At 65.6% G+C, this 16,994-nt stretch carries 11 protein-coding genes; 9 read left to right on the forward strand and 2 right to left on the reverse strand.

The annotated features are described in order from the left end of the window. The first annotated feature begins 13 nt into the window (after positions 1-13). On the forward strand, positions 14-2,320 hold the full coding sequence (locus tag ACN9MW_RS14310) for an FdhF/YdeP family oxidoreductase (RefSeq protein ID WP_426171655.1): 2,307 nt from the start codon (positions 14-16) through the stop codon (positions 2,318-2,320). Here ACN9MW_RS14310 and ACN9MW_RS14315 read toward each other — a convergent pair. After that, on the reverse strand, positions 2,304-3,920 hold the full coding sequence (locus ACN9MW_RS14315; RefSeq protein WP_426171657.1) for a sensor histidine kinase: 1,617 nt from the start codon (positions 3,918-3,920) through the stop codon (positions 2,304-2,306). The two genes, ACN9MW_RS14310 and ACN9MW_RS14315, sit on opposite strands and share 17 nt — an antisense overlap. Continuing rightward, positions 3,917-4,666 (reverse strand): substrate-binding periplasmic protein, encoded by a 750-nt coding sequence (locus tag ACN9MW_RS14320; protein WP_426171659.1) that lies wholly within the window; start codon positions 4,664-4,666, stop codon positions 3,917-3,919. The genes ACN9MW_RS14315 and ACN9MW_RS14320 overlap by 4 nt, the downstream gene beginning before the upstream one ends. 192 nt (positions 4,667-4,858) lie before the next feature. Between ACN9MW_RS14320 and ACN9MW_RS14325 the strand changes: the two genes are divergently transcribed. Genes ACN9MW_RS14325 through ACN9MW_RS14360 form a run of 8 tightly spaced genes read left to right on the forward strand, consistent with a single transcriptional unit; the run spans position 4,859 to position 16,989 of the window. Beyond that, positions 4,859-5,014, forward strand: a complete 156-nt coding sequence (locus ACN9MW_RS14325) for a hypothetical protein (protein WP_426171660.1) — start codon at positions 4,859-4,861, stop codon at positions 5,012-5,014. A 23-nt stretch (positions 5,015-5,037) separates the two neighbouring features. Beyond that, positions 5,038-5,544 (forward strand): phage tail protein, encoded by a 507-nt coding sequence (locus ACN9MW_RS14330; protein WP_426171661.1) that lies wholly within the window; start codon positions 5,038-5,040, stop codon positions 5,542-5,544. A gap of 12 nt (positions 5,545-5,556) precedes the next feature. Then, complete coding sequence (locus tag ACN9MW_RS14335) at positions 5,557-6,084, forward strand: phage tail protein (RefSeq protein ID WP_426171663.1); 528 nt, start codon at positions 5,557-5,559, stop codon at positions 6,082-6,084. A 10-nt stretch (positions 6,085-6,094) separates the two neighbouring features. Further along, positions 6,095-6,622 carry a phage tail protein gene (locus ACN9MW_RS14340; protein WP_426171664.1) on the forward strand — a complete coding sequence of 176 codons (528 nt, stop codon included), beginning with the start codon at positions 6,095-6,097 and terminating at the stop codon, positions 6,620-6,622. Next, positions 6,622-7,089, forward strand: coding sequence for a GNAT family N-acetyltransferase (locus ACN9MW_RS14345; RefSeq protein ID WP_426171665.1), 468 nt, complete (start codon positions 6,622-6,624; stop codon positions 7,087-7,089). The genes ACN9MW_RS14340 and ACN9MW_RS14345 overlap by 1 nt, the downstream gene beginning before the upstream one ends. Beyond that, positions 7,079-7,498, forward strand: a complete 420-nt coding sequence (locus tag ACN9MW_RS14350) for a DUF6916 family protein (RefSeq protein WP_426171667.1) — start codon at positions 7,079-7,081, stop codon at positions 7,496-7,498. Before ACN9MW_RS14345 ends, ACN9MW_RS14350 begins: the two co-directional genes overlap by 11 nt. 9 nt (positions 7,499-7,507) lie before the next feature. After that, positions 7,508-15,256: a YDG domain-containing protein gene (locus ACN9MW_RS14355; protein WP_426171669.1), complete on the forward strand. Its 7,749-nt coding sequence runs from the start codon at positions 7,508-7,510 to the stop codon at positions 15,254-15,256. A gap of 20 nt (positions 15,257-15,276) precedes the next feature. Next, complete coding sequence (locus tag ACN9MW_RS14360; RefSeq protein WP_426171671.1) at positions 15,277-16,989, forward strand: ShlB/FhaC/HecB family hemolysin secretion/activation protein; 1,713 nt, start codon at positions 15,277-15,279, stop codon at positions 16,987-16,989. Positions 16,990-16,994 lie beyond the last annotated feature (5 nt).

Raw genomic sequence — 16,994 nt, forward strand, 5'->3', positions numbered from 1 at the left:
GCCGGAGATTCTTGTGCAGCATCCGATTCGCTTCTACGACAAACCCGCTGGCGGCCTTGGCTCGCTGCATGGCACCGCCAAGGCATTGCGCAGCAACAGCCCGCTGCCGGCGTTGAAAGTACTGCCGCAATTGAACCAGCCGGGCGGGGTGGATTGCCCGGGTTGCGCCTATCCGGATTCGCCCAAGGACAAGGCGGTCGATTTCTGCGAACAGGGCGCGTGGGCGATTGCGCATGAATCAACGGCACGCCGCGCCACCCCGGAATTCTTTGCGGCCAATCCTGTGGCGGCGCTGCGTACCCGCGCCGAGTGGGAGCTGGAGGGTTTTGGCCGCCTGACCGCGCCCATGCTGTACGACCGTGCCAGCGATACCTACCGCGAAATCGAATGGGATGAGGCGTTCAAGCTCGCTGCGGGCGCGCTGCGTGCACTCGATGCGCCGGGCCGCGCCGTGTTCTATGCGTCTGGCCGCAGCAGCAACGAGGCTGCGTTCCCCTATCAATTGTTCGCGCGCGCGTTCGGCACCAATAACATGCCCGACTCGTCCAACTACTGCCACGAGTCGTCCGGCATGGCGCTGGGCACGACACTGGGCGTGGGCAAGTCCACCGTCACGCGCGAGGACTTCGAGCATGCGGAGGCGATCTTCGTATTCGGCCAGAACCCTGCCACCAACCATCCGCGCATGCTGGGCGACTTGCGCGAAGCTTCGCTGCGCGGATGCCGCATTGCTGCCTTCAACCCGATGCTGGAGCCGGGCTTGCGCGGTTTCGCCGATCCGCAATCGCCGCTCGAGACCCTGACCGGCCGCGGCACCCGCATCGCCAGCGAGTATTTCCAGGTGCGCGTGGGCGGCGACCTGGCGGCCATTACCGGCATGTGCAAGGCCGTGTTGGAGGCGGAGGATGCGGGCGGCAAGGTGCTGGACCGCGATTTCATCGCGCGCCACACCAGCGGTTTCGACGAATTCGCCGCCGCCGTGCGTGCGCAGTCGTGGCAGCAGGTGGAGCAGGATAGCGGCCTGCCGCGCGAGCAGATTGAAAAGGCGGCGGCAATCTATATCGCCTCCAGGGCCACCATCGCCACCTGGTGCATGGGCCTGACCCAGCACGAGCATGCGATCGAGACGATCCAGATGCTGGTCAACCTGATGCTCCTGCGCGGCAATGTGGGCAAGCCGGGCGCCGGCCTGATGCCGGTGCGCGGCCACTCGAACGTGCAGGGCGACCGCACTGTCGGCGTGACCAACCGGCCAAAGAAGGAATGGCTGGAGGGCCTGCAACGTGTGTTCGGCTTTACGCCGCCGGCCGAGCATGGCCTCGACGCGGTAGCGGCCATCAAGGGCATCATGGACGGCTCGGTGCATACCTTCCTTGGCCTGGGCGGCAATTTTGCCGTGGCCGGGCCGGATACGCCGCGCGTGCTGCAGGCGATGGAGCGGTTGCAGTTGACGGTGCATATCGCGACCAAGCTGAACCGCACCCACCTGCATCCGGGACAGGTCGGCTTGCTGCTGCCTTGCCTGAGCCGTACCGAGCGCGACGAGCAGCAGGGCGGCCGCCAGTTCGTCAGCGTGGAAGACACGGCCAGCATGGTGCACGCCTCGGCTGGGCGCAGCGACCCGGCCAGCGCCAAGCTGCGTTCGGAGCCGCATATCGTCACCGAGCTGGCGCGCCATACGCTGGCGGCAGGCGCGCCGACGCCCGGCATCGACTGGCAGGCCATGGGCAGCGATTACCGCGTGACGCGGTCGCTGATCGAACAGGTCGCCAGCACCGCCGTGGCGGGCTTTGAGCAATACAACGACCGCATCGCGCAGCCGCGCGGCTTCCACCTGCCGAACAGCGCGCGCAACCGCGACTGGAAGACTGCCAGCGGCAAGGCGCAATTCACCGCTATCGCGCTGCCGCAGGACACCATCATGGGCCGTGCCCGCGCATCCTTTGGCGACGAGGTACTGTGCCTGGCCACTGTGCGCGCGCACCGGCAGTACAACACCACCGTCTATCGCGACACCACGGGCGAGGTGGACCGCTATCGCGGCGTGCACCACACGCGCAAGGTGCTGTTCATTTCCGCTGCGACGATGGCGCGCCTCGGCCTGCGCGACGGCCAACTGGTGGACGTGCACGCAGCATCCCCGGACGGCATCGCGCGCACATGCAGCGGCTACCAGCTGGTGCAGTATGACGTGCCCGATGGCGACGTGTTCGGCTATTTCCCCGAACTGACGCCGCTGATTTCCCCGGAGCTGGTGGCGCGCGGTTCGGCCACGCCGGCCTTCAAGGAAGTGCCGGTCCTGCTCAGGCCCGCGGAATAATCGGTTCTTCGTGGTGCATCGGCGCATCCAGCGGGATCGTGATGCGGAAGGTAGTGCCCACGCCGGGCATGCTGTCGACGTGGATCTTGCCGCCCAGGATGGTGGTGACGATATTGTGCACGATGTTCAGGCCCAGCCCTGAACTGCCTTCGCTCATGCGGGTGGTGAAGAAGGGATCGAAGATGCGATTGAGGTGGCCGGACGCGATGCCGGCGCCGTCGTCGCTGATGACGATCTCGGCCTGCTCGCCGGAAGGCACCGGCACGGTGATCGACAAGCGGCCGTGATCGCGATTGTAAAAGCCGTGCATGATGGCGTTGTTCACCAGGGCTGCCAGTACCTGGCCCAGCGGGCCGGGGTAGCTGTCCATCGCCACCAGGGCAGCAACGTCCACCGTGATCTGGTAGGGCGTCTTGCGCAGCACCGGCGACAAGGTGTTCATGTTCTCCTGGATGACCGCGCCAAGGTCGAACTTGCGGCGCTGGGAACTGGTGCGGTCCACAGCCACCTGCTTGAAGCTCGATACCAGGCTGGCCGCGCGCTCGATGTTGCGCGTCAGGAGCAGGCCGATGCCGTCGGCTTCGTCGAGGAACTGCTGCATGTCCGAGCGCCGCAGGCCGCCCTCGAAACGCCGGCCCAGTGCATCGATCTTGTCGTGCAGGGTGCTGGCGGCAACCAGGCTGTTGCCGATCGGCGTGTTGAGTTCATGCGCAATGCCGGCCACCATCGAACCCAGGGCCGCCAGCCGCTCGCTGCGCGCCAGTTCGTCCTGCGCATGCCGCGCCGCTTCGGTGCGTTCGGCCACGCGCCGTTCCAGCGATTCGTTGAGGACGGCCAGTTCTTCGTACAGCACGGCCCTCTCCGACAGCCCGGTCAGGATGTTCTCGCGCATTTCGTTGATCTTGTTGGCCAGCAGGTCCAGTTCCGTGTTGCCTCCATGTTGCAGCTGCAGCGGCGTGCTGCCAAGATTGTCGATGTTCAGGTGGCCGACATAGTCGCTCAGTTGCTGCAGCGGCTTGCCCAGCCAGTGCCGCACCACCAGCACGAAGATGAACCACAGCGCCAGGGTCTTGATCACTGAATTCACCAGGATCAGGAAGAAGCCGTACTCGACCTGGCCCAGGATGATGCGCCGGTTGGAATAGACTGTCCACTTGCCGATTTCCTGCGGCGTGCCGTTTTCAAGCTTGTACGAAATCGGGAATTCGCGGCTGAAGATCTGGCCGAACAGGCCGTCGTTGCCCGACGGCGGCGCCAGGCGGCCGTCGGGTTGGGCCTGCATATGCCTGCCTTGGTCGTCGAGCACGGTGCCGACAGCGCGAACCAGCTTGCCCTGGTCGTCGACGACCTTGATCCCCACCACGATCGGCAGCTCTTTCATGCCGGCCAGGATGCCGCGCATGATGTCATCGTTAAAGCGCCACATGGCGTCGGCGATGCCGGGGCCGAAGGTGTGCTGCATGGCTTCGATTTCGCTCTCGACGCGGGTACGGGTATGCCTGTACTCCGCGGTGAGCTGGATAACGGTCACCACCACCGTCACGATGAAGTAGCAGCCGAAGATGATGCGCAACAGGCGAGCGGCGATCGAGCGGGTCATTTGAACCACCGGTTTTCGATCTGCTTGTAGCGCGGCGAATTGAGCAGCCTGTCGTAGCCCTGGTTGAATCGCTCCAGCATCTCGCTGCTGCCCGGCGCGGTCTTGCTGAAAGCGATGAACAGGTCGGGGGTAGCGACTGTCCCCACCAGCGTGAAACGCCCGGCGAATTCACCTGGCTTGCTGCGGAACAGGGCGTTGGCAATACGCTCTTCGGCCGCCATGTACTCGATGCGATTGGCCATCAGCATGCGGAATCCATATTCGTTCTTGTCCACCACGCGGCGGCGGATCCGCGTGTTGACGTCGAATTCCTCACCGTACTCATAGTCCCGCTGTACGCCGACGGTGTGTCCCTCCAGGTCTTTGGCGCGCAGGCCACGCTGGATCGAGCCCGAGCGCGCGTAGATATTCATACGGGTCGAAAACAGCGGCATCCGCGGCCACAGGTAATGCGGCCTGATCAGGCTATTCGGCACCGCGTCAAAGCATGCTGTCAGTTGGCCGGTACGCGTTTCAGCCATGCAGCGCGAATAGGGCAGGGCTCTGAACTCGACCTGGACTCCTGCCAGGGCAAAGGCTTCGCGCACCACGTCCACTGCGAATCCCTGCGCGTGCTGCCGGGGCGCCGACGAATAGGGGGCCCAATCATCCTCGGCCCCGATGACGACTGTGGAGGTGGCGTACACCAGCCGTGCATAAATGGCAAGTGAGGCGCCGAAACAGGTGGCCAGGAAATTACGGTTCATGACGATTCACGCCGTAGGAGAGACGGACTACATCCCGGCAAGTATAAACTTTGCAATCACTTGCGTTTCACTATTTGAAACCGTTGTTGTAGCAAAACCATATCGGTTTATGTCAAAAATGTAATCCAGCTTAAGGAAATTTCATCGTACAATGTGAAGTTTTTTCAATATTAGAAAGCAATCAGGATTGCCGTGTCGACAGTTGTAAGCTACTTCCAGGCCCGCCTCGGGGCCGCATTCTCCATCGCCGCCACCCCGCTGACGCTGACCCTGCCGGAAGTCGCGCCGCCGGCCAATCCGGCCGGCTGGCCGCGATGGCAGCCGTGTGCAATACCACGCCACATTTAACAATTAACCCACCAGGAGTTCTTATGGCAGAGCCATACCTGAGCGAGATCAGGCTCGTCTCATTTAACTATGCGCCCAAAGGCTGGGCGAAGTGCGATGGGCAATTATTGCCAATTAATCAAAACCAGGCCCTGTTCTCCCTGCTGGGGACCACCTATGGCGGCGACGGCCGGGTCAATTTCGCGCTGCCGGACCTGCGCGGCCGGATGCCGGTGCACGACGGCGACACCATGATGCGCGGCCAGGCGGGAGGCGAGTTTGCGCACACGCTGACCCAGGCCGAGCTGCCCGCCCACAGCCATCGCTTGAACGCCAGTACGGCCCTGGCCAGCAGCAGCGACCCGAATGGCGCGCTGTTGGCGCGCAAGGGCCGCCTGAGTGCCGATGTCTTCAACGGCAGCCCCAATGTCGGCCTGGTACCGACCCAGGTGTCGAGCATCGGCGGCTCGCAGGCGCACGAGAACACGCAACCCTATCTGGCGCTGAATTTCATCATTGCGCTGCAGGGCGTATTTCCTTCATCTACTTAATCGGAGGCGATCATGTCTGATCCCTATGTCGGCGAAATTCGCCTGTTTGCCGGTAATTTCGCGCCGGCCGGCTGGGCCTTCTGCGACGGCCAGCTGATGGCTATTTCTGAAAACGAGACGCTGTTCCAGCTGATCGGCACCACGTATGGCGGCGACGGCCAGAGTACTTTTGCCTTGCCGGACATGCAGGGGCGGGTGCCGGTGCACAACGGCACGCTGTCGGGCCGCAGCATCCAGATCGGCGAGAAGGGCGGCGCCGAGTCGGTGACCCTGACCGTGCAGCAGATCCCGAACCATACGCACACCATCGTCGGCAGCAGCGAGCGCGGAAGCGGGGCCTTCACCAACTTTACCGGCTTCCCCGCCGCGACCGTGACGAGCGCCTCGGCCATCTACGGCCGTTCCGACAACAATGTGCAGCCCATGGCCGCCAACGCCATCACCCCGGCCGGCGCTTCGCAGCCGCACGACAACATGGCGCCGTACCTGGGCCTTCATTTCATCATTTCGTTGTACGGGGTCTTCCCGAACCCTAACTGAGGAGCGTCCGATGACGTCAGCATTTGTAGCAGAAATCCGCATGTTCCCCGGCAGTGTCGTGCCGCAGGGCTGGGCCAGGTGCGACGGCCAGATCATGTCCATCGCGCAGAACACGGCGCTGTTTTCCCTGCTGGGCACCACTTACGGCGGCGACGGCAAGAGCACCTTCGCCTTGCCCGACCTGAACGGGCGCACGCCGCTGCATCCGGGCCAGGGCGCTGGCCTGTCGCCGCGCTACCTTGGCGAAAGCGGCGGCAGTGCATACGTCACCCTGCAGGAAACGGAAGTGCCGGCGCATAGCCACAATCTGCAGGCGACGACGGTGGCGGCCGACCAGATGGCTCCTGGCCCTTCCAGCGGCTTTGCCAAATCGGCGGTGTCGAACCAGGTGTACAGCAAGACCACCAGCGGCATGCAGCCGATGCGCCCGGATGTCCTGGCCACGGCCGGCGGCAGCCAGCCGCATAACAATTGCCAGCCTTACCTGGGCATGGCGTTCTGTATCGCGTTGCAGGGCGTGTTCCCGCCGCGTTCCTGATGGACGTGACGTTGCGCCCCGAGTCGGGCGGGGACCACGAGTTCCTGCGCGGGCTGTTCGGCGCAGTGCGGCTGCACGAGTTGCCCGGCCTGGCGCAGCCGATGCTGCAGTCCTTGCTCGACATGCAGTTCGTCGCGCAGCGGCACTCATACCTGCAAGACTTTCCGGACGCCCGCTTCGACATCGTTGAATGCGAAGGCGCCGCAGTCGGCCGGATGGTGCTGGCGCAGTCGGGCGGGGCGCTTTGGCTGGTCGACATTGCACTGTTGCCGGCATGGTGCGGACGCGGCATCGGCAGCGTGCTGCTGCACGGCCTGCAGCGCGAAGCCTGCGGCGCGGGACTGCCGCTGCGCCTGCACGTAGCACTGAATAATCGGGCCGGGACGCTGTATAGGCGCCTCGGCTTCAAGGAAACTGGAATGTCCGGCATGCACCGGACCATGGAATGGGAGAACAATGATGACTGATCGAGTGACTTCCCGGCGCACCCTGTTGAAGGCGGGCGGCGGATCCTTGCTGGCGGCGGGCCTTGGCCTGGGCGCACCGGCCGTGCGCGCGCAAGAGGGCGGCAGCGGCTTTGCCTGGAGCCGCGGCGCCGCGGAAAGCCTGGTGGGGCGGCAGTTCTGGCTGAACCATCCGGAGTACCGCGCGCTGCCCATCATGGTGGAGGCGGTTGTGAGTTCCAGGCTCGCACCGGAGGGCGCGGAGGCCAGGCAATTTACGGTGGTGTTCTCTGCCGCCGCCCAGCCGGCCGTCAAGGCAGGCAGCTATGAAATCGAAAATGAAGCGACAGGCCGCCAGCTGGTGTACCTGCAGCCGGCGGCGCGCCAGGGCGCCCGCGTGACGCTGCGCGCCGACTTCAACCTGCACGTTTAAGGAAACACCATGCACAAACACGCCTCCGCCAACCGTTTTTACCGCCTCGTCTGGAGCACGCTGCACCGCTGCTGGGTCGCCGTTGCCGAAGGCTCGCGCAGCCACGGCAAGGGCGGCGTTCGCCGCCGTGCCGTCGCCGTGCTGGCGGGCAGCCTCGCGATGGCGGGAGCGGCCAATGCCGGGGCGCCGCCGGCCAACGCACTGCCGAACGGCATGCAGCTGGTGGCCGGCCAGGCGGGCGTGAATGTGCAGGGCAACAGCATGACTGTCAGCCAGGCCACGCAACAGGCGATCATGAACTGGCAGGGTTTCAACATCGGGGCCGAGGCACTGGTGCGTTTCAACCAGCCCAACGCATCGGCCGTGGCATTGAACCGCGTGGTGGGCGGCGAGGCAAGCGCGATCTTCGGCAGGCTGTCGTCCAACGGCAAGGTGTTCCTGGTGAATCCGCAGGGCGTGCTGTTCGGCGCTGGCGCCCAGGTCAACGTGGGCGGCCTGGTTGCCACCAGCCTTGGCATTTCGGACCAGTCCTTCCTGTCGGGCAGCTACAACTTCAGCGGCAGCGGCATGGCCGCCGTGCGCAATGCGGGCAGCATCAATGCCGACGGCGGGATTGTCGCGCTGCTGGCGCCGGCAGTCTCCAATACCGGCGCCATCAAGGCGCAGGGCGGCAGCGTTGCGCTGGCGGCGGGCAATGCGATCAGCCTGGACTTCCGCGGCGATGGCTTGATTGCCGTGCGCGTGGAAAAGGGCGCGCTTGATGCGCTGGCTGAAAACAAGGGCCTACTGCAAGCCGACGGCGGCCAGGTGGTGCTGACAGCCAAAGCTGCCGATGCGCTGGCGCGCTCCACCGTCAATAACGCCGGCCTGGTACAGGCGCGAGGCTTGCTTGCCGACGGCGGAACGATCCGCCTGGTCGGCGACGGCCAGGTGCACGCAGGCCAGCTTGATGCTTCGGCCAGCCGGGGGCAAGGGGGCAGGATCCAGGTCGAAGGCGGTTTCGTCGCGCTCGATCTCGCCGTTCGCAGCGACGGCGCGCGTGGCGGCGCCATTGAAGTGAAGGCGGAGCGCGACCTGTCTGCGGCGTCGGCCTTGTCCGCTGCGGGCAGGAACGGGCTGGGCGGCAATATCAGCCTGTCCTCCGGCGCCAGCTTGGTGGAGAGCAATGCGGCGTCGGCCGACGCCAGCGGCGCAACGGACGGCGGCACCGTGTCGCTGCGCGCGGGCGGCAGCCTGTTGTCTTCCGGCCGCCAGGCGGCACGCGGCATCGCAGGCAAAGGCGGCCGCGTCGACATCAGCGGCGCCGACGTGCGCCTGATGGGCGCCACAGTCGATGCTTCGGGCGCCACCCAGGGCGGCCTGGTACGCGTAGGCGGCGCATTCCAGGGCGGCGCCAGGCGCGACGATGCGCCGGATGCGGATCGCTTTACCGCCCGCTGGGGGAGCACGGCCGGCATTGGCAATGCCGACGCCACCTTCCTCAACGACAGCACCGTGCTGGACGTCTCGGCGCGCGGCTGGGCAGGCCAGGGCGGCACCGCGATTGTCTGGTCGGACCGGCAGACCACCATGCTGGGCGCCGTCAAGGCCGGCGGCCAGTCGCGCGGCGGTGCGGTGGAGATCTCTTCGCATGAGGACCTGCGCCATGTGGGCCTGGAGCGGCTCGAGATCGGCAAAGGCGGCAGCCTGCTGCTGGACCCGAAGAATATCGTGATCGGCAGTTTCGCCAACCAGTGGACCTTCGAGGCGGCAATCGGCAAGGGCTTCAGCGGCGGCAAGAACCAGGATGTGGCCGGCCTGAACACAGGCGACACCTTCGGCTCCAGCGTGGCGCTCACTTCCGACGGCAAGGGGCTGGCCGTTGGCGCACCATTCGACGCCGGCAACGGCGGCGCTGCCGGGGTGACCTATGGCGCGGTGCGCCTGTTCACCTTCAGCGACGACAAGTTCAGCGGCGGCACGCTGGCGGGAACCATCGGCTATGGCTACACCGGGGGTAACAACTACAATATGTCGGCCAAGCTGACCGGCAACGATTCCTTCGGTACCGCGGTCGCGCTGAACGGCTCCGGCACGGTCATGGCTGTGGGCGCGTTGGGCGAAGACCTGGCGGGCAAGGTCTATACCTTCGCCTTCGGCGGCAGCTTCACGGCGCCCGTATTGAAGCAGACCATCACGGCTGTCGACCCGGGCGGCAATGCCTTCGGCGTGTCGGTCGCCCTGAACGGGGCCGGCGACAAGCTGGCAGTCGGCGCCTTGTACAACAACAAGGTTGAACTGTACAAGGCCACGGCAGGCACCTTTGCGTATGCGCAAACCCTGAGCGGCGGTACGGCGCCCGACGTTCAGTACGGTACGGCCGTGGCGCTGAACGATGCCGGCACCCAGCTGGCAGTCGGAGCCCCTGGCGAGAATAATGCCCGCGGAACGGTTTACCTGTACACCACGCCGTTCGATACACCGGTGTTGGCCGGCACGATCGGCCAGGGCGGCAGCAAGCTCGATATCGCCCTGGTCGAAGGCGAAAGTTTTGGCGCTTCCCTCGCCATGAACGATGCCGGTACGCGACTGGCAGTCGGTTCGCCGAGCAATGGCGGACTTGGCAGCGCGACCACCGGTCCGGGCGCGGTGCGCATCATCGATTACAGCGGCAACTTCGTATCCCCTGCCGTGACCGCGGTCATCGGGCGCGAATACCTGCAGGGCGCAAATGCCAGCCTGGATATCGACGAATTCGGCAACTTCGGCTTTGCCGTCGCCATGAACGGGGCCGGCGACGCCATGGCGATCGCGCAGCCGCGTGCCAGTGCGGCCGACGGCAACGATCCGTGGACCGGCGCGGTCAGCCTGTTCCGCCTGCTGCCGGCCCCGGCCGGCGGGTCCCTGGCATTCAATCAAGGCTATCCCAAGGCGGGCGTCAACGCCGCAGTGGACGCACAAAAGCTTGCAGCGGCGCTGGCCGACGGCACGGACATCACGCTGCAGGCGAACAACGACATCACCTGGGATGCGGGCAACGCGATCAATGCCGCAGGCAATGGCCGGCTGACCCTGCAGGCTGGCCGCAGCGTCGACCTGAAGTCCGACATCACGATGGGCGGCGCGCTTGACGTCGTGGCCAATGCCGGTACCGCCGCCGGCGTAGTCAACGGCTACCGCAGCGCAGGCAAGGCGGCGATCACGGTGGCGGACGGCACAGCCATCAGCGCCGGCGACGTCAACATGACCATCCATACGGGCGCCGGCCAGGCCAACCATGACAGCGGCGACATCACCGTTGGCGGCGCAGTGAGCGGCCGGCGCGTTACGGTGATCAACCGCGGGACGAGCGCAGGCAGCGATATCGTGATCAACGCGGGCGGCAGCCTGGTTGGTTCTGCTGGCAGCGGCGTGACTGTCACCGTGGCTGCCCATGGTTCCTCGGGCGGCAGCTTCATCAACAACGCGGGCAGCAGCGCGCTGCAGGGCGGCGTCAACGGCTACTACCACGTGTATTCCGATACAACCCAGAATACGCTGGAGGGCATGAGCGGCTACAGCAAGCACTACAACCAGGCGTACGACACCGTCGCGCCGGCTTATACGGCCGGTGGCGGCAACTGGTTCATGTACAAGGAATCGCCAACCCTCGTCGTTACTCCGCAATCGGCATCCAGGGTGTACGACGGCACCGGTGCCTTGCCGGCGTTTGCCAATAACGTCAAGGGCTATATCGATGGCGACTCGTACGACCTTACGGGTTCTGCCGGCGCTACCGGATTTACCAGGAACGCCGGCACCTATGCCCTGAACCAGGGCGACCTGGCGAGCAAACTGGGTTATAACATCACGTTCAATGGCGGCGGCCAGCTGACAGTGACCCCGAGGCAGCTGAGCGTGACGGCGACAGGCATCAACAAGGTCTACGACGGCCTGGATTCCGCATCCGTGACGCTGGCCGATAACCGGATTGCCGGGGACCAGTTGAGTGCAAGTTACACGTCCAGCAAGTTCTTCAACAAGAACGCGGGCTACGGCAAGGGCGTGACGGTCGCTGGCCTGTCGCTGTCCGGCGCCGACGCCGGCAACTATTCGCTTGGCTCGACCACCGCAACCACCAGCGCCGACATCACGCCGCGCATGCTGCACGTGAACGCCGCAGCCGCCGACAAGGTGTACGACAGCTCGGCCAATGCCAATGCCTCGTTCAGCGACGATCGCCTGGGCAGCGACGCGCTTGCCGTGAACTACGCCGGTGCTGAATTCACGGACAAGAACGTCGGTGCCGGCAAGGGCGTGCAGGTGAGCGGCCTTTCGCTGTCCGGCGCCGATGCGGCCAATTATGTGCTGGGATCGACCTCCGCTTCGGCCACGGCCAGTATCACGGCGCGCCAGCTGGTGGTTGGCGTCAGCGCCTCCGATAAAGTGTACGACGGCGGCGTGTCGGCAACTGCAACCTTTGCCGACGACCGGCTCGGCAGCGACGTGCTGACGGTTTCGGGCAATGCCGTATTCGCCGACAAGAACGCAGGCACCGGCAAAACCGTTACGGCCAGCGGCCTGGTACTGACCGGTGCCGACGCGGGCAACTATTCGCTGGCCGCGCCGACTGCCAGCACCACGGCCGCGATCACGGCACGCACGCTGCATGTGACGGCGACCGGCCACAACAAGGTGTACGACGGCACGCAGGCTGCTACGGTGGCATTCGGCGACGACCGCGTGGCCGGCGATGTGATGTCGATCGGCGGCAATGCCGCATTCGCCGACAAGAATGCGGGCAACGCCAGGGATGTCAGCGTGACCGGCATTTCCCTGTCGGGGGGCGATGCGGGCAATTATGTGCTCTCGTCCAGCCTGGCCGCAACCAAGGCGGATATCGTGCGCCGCACGCTGAATGTCAGCATGACCGGCGGCGGCAAGACCTATGACGGGACGAGCGATGCGGCAGTCGGTCTGGCAAGCGACGCCTTGAACGGCGACATCGTGTCGCTGGGCAGCGCAGGCGCCAGTTTCGCCAACAAGGATGCCGGCACCGGCAAGACCGTCAACGTGAGCGGCATTTCCATCACGGGCGGCGCCGATGCGGGCAACTATGTGCTGGCGTCCGGCACTGTCACTGGTATCGCGGATATCGCGGCACGCACGCTGGTGGTGACGGCCACCGGCGTGAACCGCGTGTACGACGGCAGCCGCGCTGCGGCAGTGGTTTTTGGCGACGACCGCGTCGGCGGCGACGTGCTGTCGGTGAGCGGCAACGCGACATTTGCCGACAAGAACGTGGGCATCGCGAAGGATGTCGGCGTGAGCGGCATTACGCTGTCCGGCACCGATGCCGGCAACTACGTGCTGGCATCGGGCTCGCTTGCCACCAGGGCCGACATCGGCGCACGCACCCTGAACGCAACGGCCACCGGTGTCAACAAGGTGTATGACCAGGGCATGGCCGCTGCCGTGACGCTGGGCGACGACCGTGTGGCCGGCGATGCGATCTCGCTTGGCTATGGCAGCGCAAGCTTCGCCGACAAGAATGCCGGCACTGGCAAAGCGATCAGCGTCAGCGGCATTTCCATCGGCGGCGCCGATGCCGGCAACTATGTGCTGGCATCTTCCAATGCCGCTGCCACCGGTGGTATCACTGCACGTTCGCTGACGGTGGGCACGCTGGTTTCGAACAAGGTGTATGACGGCAACTTGTCCGCCAGCGCAAGCTTTACCGACAACCGCATGGCTGGCGACCAGCTGTCGGTGGGCGGCAATGCCGCTTTCGCCGGCAAGAACGCGGGCAGCGGCAAGACTGTCGTTGTCAGCGGCCTGGTGCTGTCAGGCGCCGATGCCGGCAACTATGCGCTGGCTTCGAATAGCGTCAGCGCCACGGCAGATATCACGCCCCGCACGCTCAACGTCAGCGCGCAGGGCAGCAAGGTTTACGATGGCGGCACCGCGGTAGCGGCCAGCTTCGGGGACGACCGCGTGGCGGGAGACGTGCTGGCAATCGGCGGCAGCGGCAGTTTCGCCGACAAGAATGCCGGTAACGCAAAGGCGTTGACAGTGGCCGGGCTGGCCTTGTCCGGCAGCGATGCCGGCAATTACCAGTTGGCTTCCACCACATTGGCCGGCACCGGCGCCATTACGCCGCGCGTCCTGACTGCCAACGTCGCTGCAACCGACAAGATCTACGACGGCAGCACCGCCACCTCGGTGACCCTGCTGGGGGACGACCGTGTGGCAGGCGACCAGCTGGCACTGACTGGAGGCATAGGCAGCTTTGCCGACAAAAACGCCGGCAGCAGCAAGGCAGTGGTCCTGTCCGGCCTCAGCCTCGGCGGCGCAGATGCCGGCAATTACGCCGTATCCTTCGTTGCCAATGCAACGGCAAGCATTGCTCCGCGCGCATTGGTGGTCAGCGCGGCCGGCCTGGACAAGGTGTACGACGGTTCGCTGGCTGCAAGCGTGACCTTTGCCGACGACCGTCTTGCAGGCGACCGGCTGCAGGTAGGCGGCAATGCCGGTTTCGCAGACAAGAACGCGGGCAACGGCAAGGCGATTTCCGTTTCCGGCATCGCGCTGGCCGGCGCGGATGCCGGCAATTATGTAGTCAGCAACAATAGCGCAACTACCGTGGCGTCGATTACGCCGAAGGCATTGGCTGCCGTGGTCAACGGCGTTGCGGGCAAGGCGTACGACGGCGGCACCTCAGCCCTGGTGGCGGCGGGCCAGGTCGGCCTGGCTGGCTTTGCAGCCGGCGAGGGGGCCTCGGTCGGTGCGCTGCAGGGGCAATACAACAGCGCCAACGTGGCAGGCGCCAGCAGCGTCAAGGCAAATCTGGCCCCCGGAGCGGTGAACGCCAACGCCGGCACCGCCCTGTCGAACTACGTGCTGCCGGCGGATGTGACGCTGGCGGGCCGCATCGATCCACGCCAGGTGTCGATCAGTGGCGTGAGCGTGGCGAACAAGGCCTATGATGGCAGCAGTAATGCCGTCCTGTCGAACGTCGGGACCTTGTCCGGCCTGGTCGACGGCGAAAGCCTGTCGCTGCACGGGCCGGCGAGCGTGCAATTCGATAACCGCAACGCCGGCACCGGCAAGCAGGTGATTGCCAGCGGTTACCGCCTTGCCGATGGCAGCGGGCTGGCATCGAACTATGTGCTGGCAGACAGCTCGGTAATTGCCCGCGGCACGATCACCCAGGCGCAACTGATCGTGAAGGCGGACGACCAGGTGCGCGCCTATGGCGAGAGCAACCCGTCCCTGACGTGGCAGGCCAGCGGCTTCGTTGGCGGCGATACGGCCGCGTTGCTGGGTGATGTGCGCACCAGTACCGCTGCGGCCCGCGAGTCGGCTCCTGGCGGCTATGCGATCGTCATTGAGGGCAACAGCCTGGCCAACTATGCGGTCAATTACGTCAACGGCGTGATGACCGTGAAACGCGTGCCGCAGCAGATCGAGAACCTCATCGGCAATACGGCAAGGCAGTCCTTGCCAGGGCAGCAAGGCTCGCTGGGGCAGGGGGCGCACGTGTGGACGCAACTGGCCAGCGACAGCGATCCCCTGGTCGAGGCGCCGGTCGCAGCCGTCAACAGCGGTGGCGGCACGGCGACCCTGGACAAGTGGGGCTGGCTGTCGGACTTGCTGCAGCGCGCGAAAGTGCGGGCCGCGAACAATGCAGCCGCCGCCACGCCGCAAAACGCGGGCGAAACGCGTGAGTACACCATCGGCGGCGGCAGCCGCGTAACGGTACGCGGCGGCGGCGTGAACGGCGCCGGCGCACCTAACTGATAAGAAGCAGGGAACAAGAAGTGCAGAAACATACCAAGAACAGCCTGGCGCTCGCCATCCTCGGCGCCCCGGCCCTCGCATTGGCACAGTCGCAAGCCTTGCCGGACGCTGGCCGCATCCTCGAACAGAACCGCCCGCCGGCCCTGGTGCGCCAGCCGTCGGCGACCGGAAAAGTGGTGCCGGATGCGGCCCCCGTGCCGGGCCTTGCCCCGGAAGGTGCGCAGAAAGTGATGGTGCGGCGCTTTGCGCTGCAAGGTGCAAGTGCTTTCGATCCGTCCGAGTTGCAGCGCGTCCTTGCGCCGTTTACCGGGCGTGAACTGAGCTTCGCCGAATTGCAGCAGGCGTGCAACGCGGTGACGAGCCATTACCGCACGCACGGCTATTTCGTCGCCAGCGCAGTCCTGCCGGCGCAGGAAATCGGCGGTGGCGAGGTGACCATCCAGGTGCTGGAAGGTAGGATTTCCCAGCTGCGGCTGGTGCCGGACGGCGCTGTACGCCTGCGGCCGGAGATCGCGCGGCGCTACCTCGATGCATTGGTGCCGCCGGGCCAGCCGGTGCAGGAGCAGCGCCTCGAGCGCGCCCTGCTGCTGACGCAGGATTTGCCAGGCATGGGCGCGCGCGCCGAGTTGAGCCAGGGAGAAGGCCTTGGCGAGTCGGACCTGGCCGTGCAATTGAGCGAAGGACCGCTGGCCAGCGGCGCCCTGAGCCTGGACAATTCCAGCAATCGCTATACCGGCGCCACGCGCCTGACCGGCAACGCTGCATTGAACGACCTGGGCGGCCATGGCGGCCAGTTGTCGCTGCTCGCCTCTACCGCCGGCGACGGCTTCCGCTACGGCCGCGCAGGCTATGTGGCGCCGATGGGCTTCAAAGGCCTGAAAGCCGGCGCCGCCTTCTCGCGCATGCGCTACAAGCTGGGCGAGGACTTCAAGGCGCTGGACGCGCACGGCACGGCGTCGGTGGCGCAACTGATCGCCACCTATCCGCTGCTGCGCAGCCGCAGCACCAATGTCCAGCTGCGCACCGGCTTTGACGACAAGCGTTACGAGAACTTTGCCAATGGCGTGCAGAGCAGCGACAAGCATGTGAAAGTACTGCCGATGGCAGTGACTTTCAGCCGCCAGGAGCAGGACGCCATGACCCAGGCCAGCCTGGAACTCAGCCTGGGCCACCTGGATCTCGGCGGCAACGCCGCGTCGGCCGCCGCCGATGCCGTCGGCGCTCGCACGGAGGGCCGTTTTTCCCACCTGGCTTATTCGCTCGGCCGTTTCCAGCGCCTGGCCGGCAACTTCGGCTTGCTGCTGAACGCCAGCGGGCAGTTCGCGTCGCGCAACCTGGAATCGGGCGAGAAAATTTCGCTGGGTGGCCCGGGACGCGTGCGCGCTTACCCGGCAGGCGAGGCCAGCGGCGACGAAGGACACGTGTTGGCCACGGAGCTGCACTACGAGTTGCAGCAGCTGCGCACCGACCTATCGGCCTTCGTGGACGTTGGCCATGTGCGCCTGAACAAGGGCCTGTATGCTGGTGCGCTGGCCGAAAACGGGCCGGGCAACAGCTACACCCTCAAAGGCGCGGGCCTGGGGGCGAACTGGCGCGGCGTGAACGGTACCGTGCTGCAGTTGCAGGTGGCGCGCAAGATCGGCCGTAACCCGGCGCCGGGGGCGAAGGGGGAAGATGCCGATGGCAAGTCATCCAACGTGCGCGCCTGGTTCACCGCTACCGTACCATTTTGAGTCCA

It is taken from the genome of Pseudoduganella sp. R-34 (genome assembly GCF_049904655.1).
Taxonomy (GTDB): domain Bacteria; phylum Pseudomonadota; class Gammaproteobacteria; order Burkholderiales; family Burkholderiaceae_D; genus Rugamonas.

Coding starts and splice junctions, on each gene's coding strand:
- ACN9MW_RS14315 (WP_426171657.1), bottom strand. CDS start 3,920: ATGACCCGCTCGATCGCCGCTCGCCTGTTGCGCATCATCTTCGGCTGC.
- ACN9MW_RS14320 (WP_426171659.1), bottom strand. CDS start 4,666: ATGAACCGTAATTTCCTGGCCACCTGTTTCGGCGCCTCACTTGCCATT.
- ACN9MW_RS14330 (WP_426171661.1), top strand. CDS start 5,038: ATGGCAGAGCCATACCTGAGCGAGATCAGGCTCGTCTCATTTAACTAT.
- ACN9MW_RS14335 (WP_426171663.1), top strand. CDS start 5,557: ATGTCTGATCCCTATGTCGGCGAAATTCGCCTGTTTGCCGGTAATTTC.
- ACN9MW_RS14340 (WP_426171664.1), top strand. CDS start 6,095: ATGACGTCAGCATTTGTAGCAGAAATCCGCATGTTCCCCGGCAGTGTC.
- ACN9MW_RS14345 (WP_426171665.1), top strand. CDS start 6,622: ATGGACGTGACGTTGCGCCCCGAGTCGGGCGGGGACCACGAGTTCCTG.
- ACN9MW_RS14350 (WP_426171667.1), top strand. CDS start 7,079: ATGATGACTGATCGAGTGACTTCCCGGCGCACCCTGTTGAAGGCGGGC.
- ACN9MW_RS14355 (WP_426171669.1), top strand. CDS start 7,508: ATGCACAAACACGCCTCCGCCAACCGTTTTTACCGCCTCGTCTGGAGC.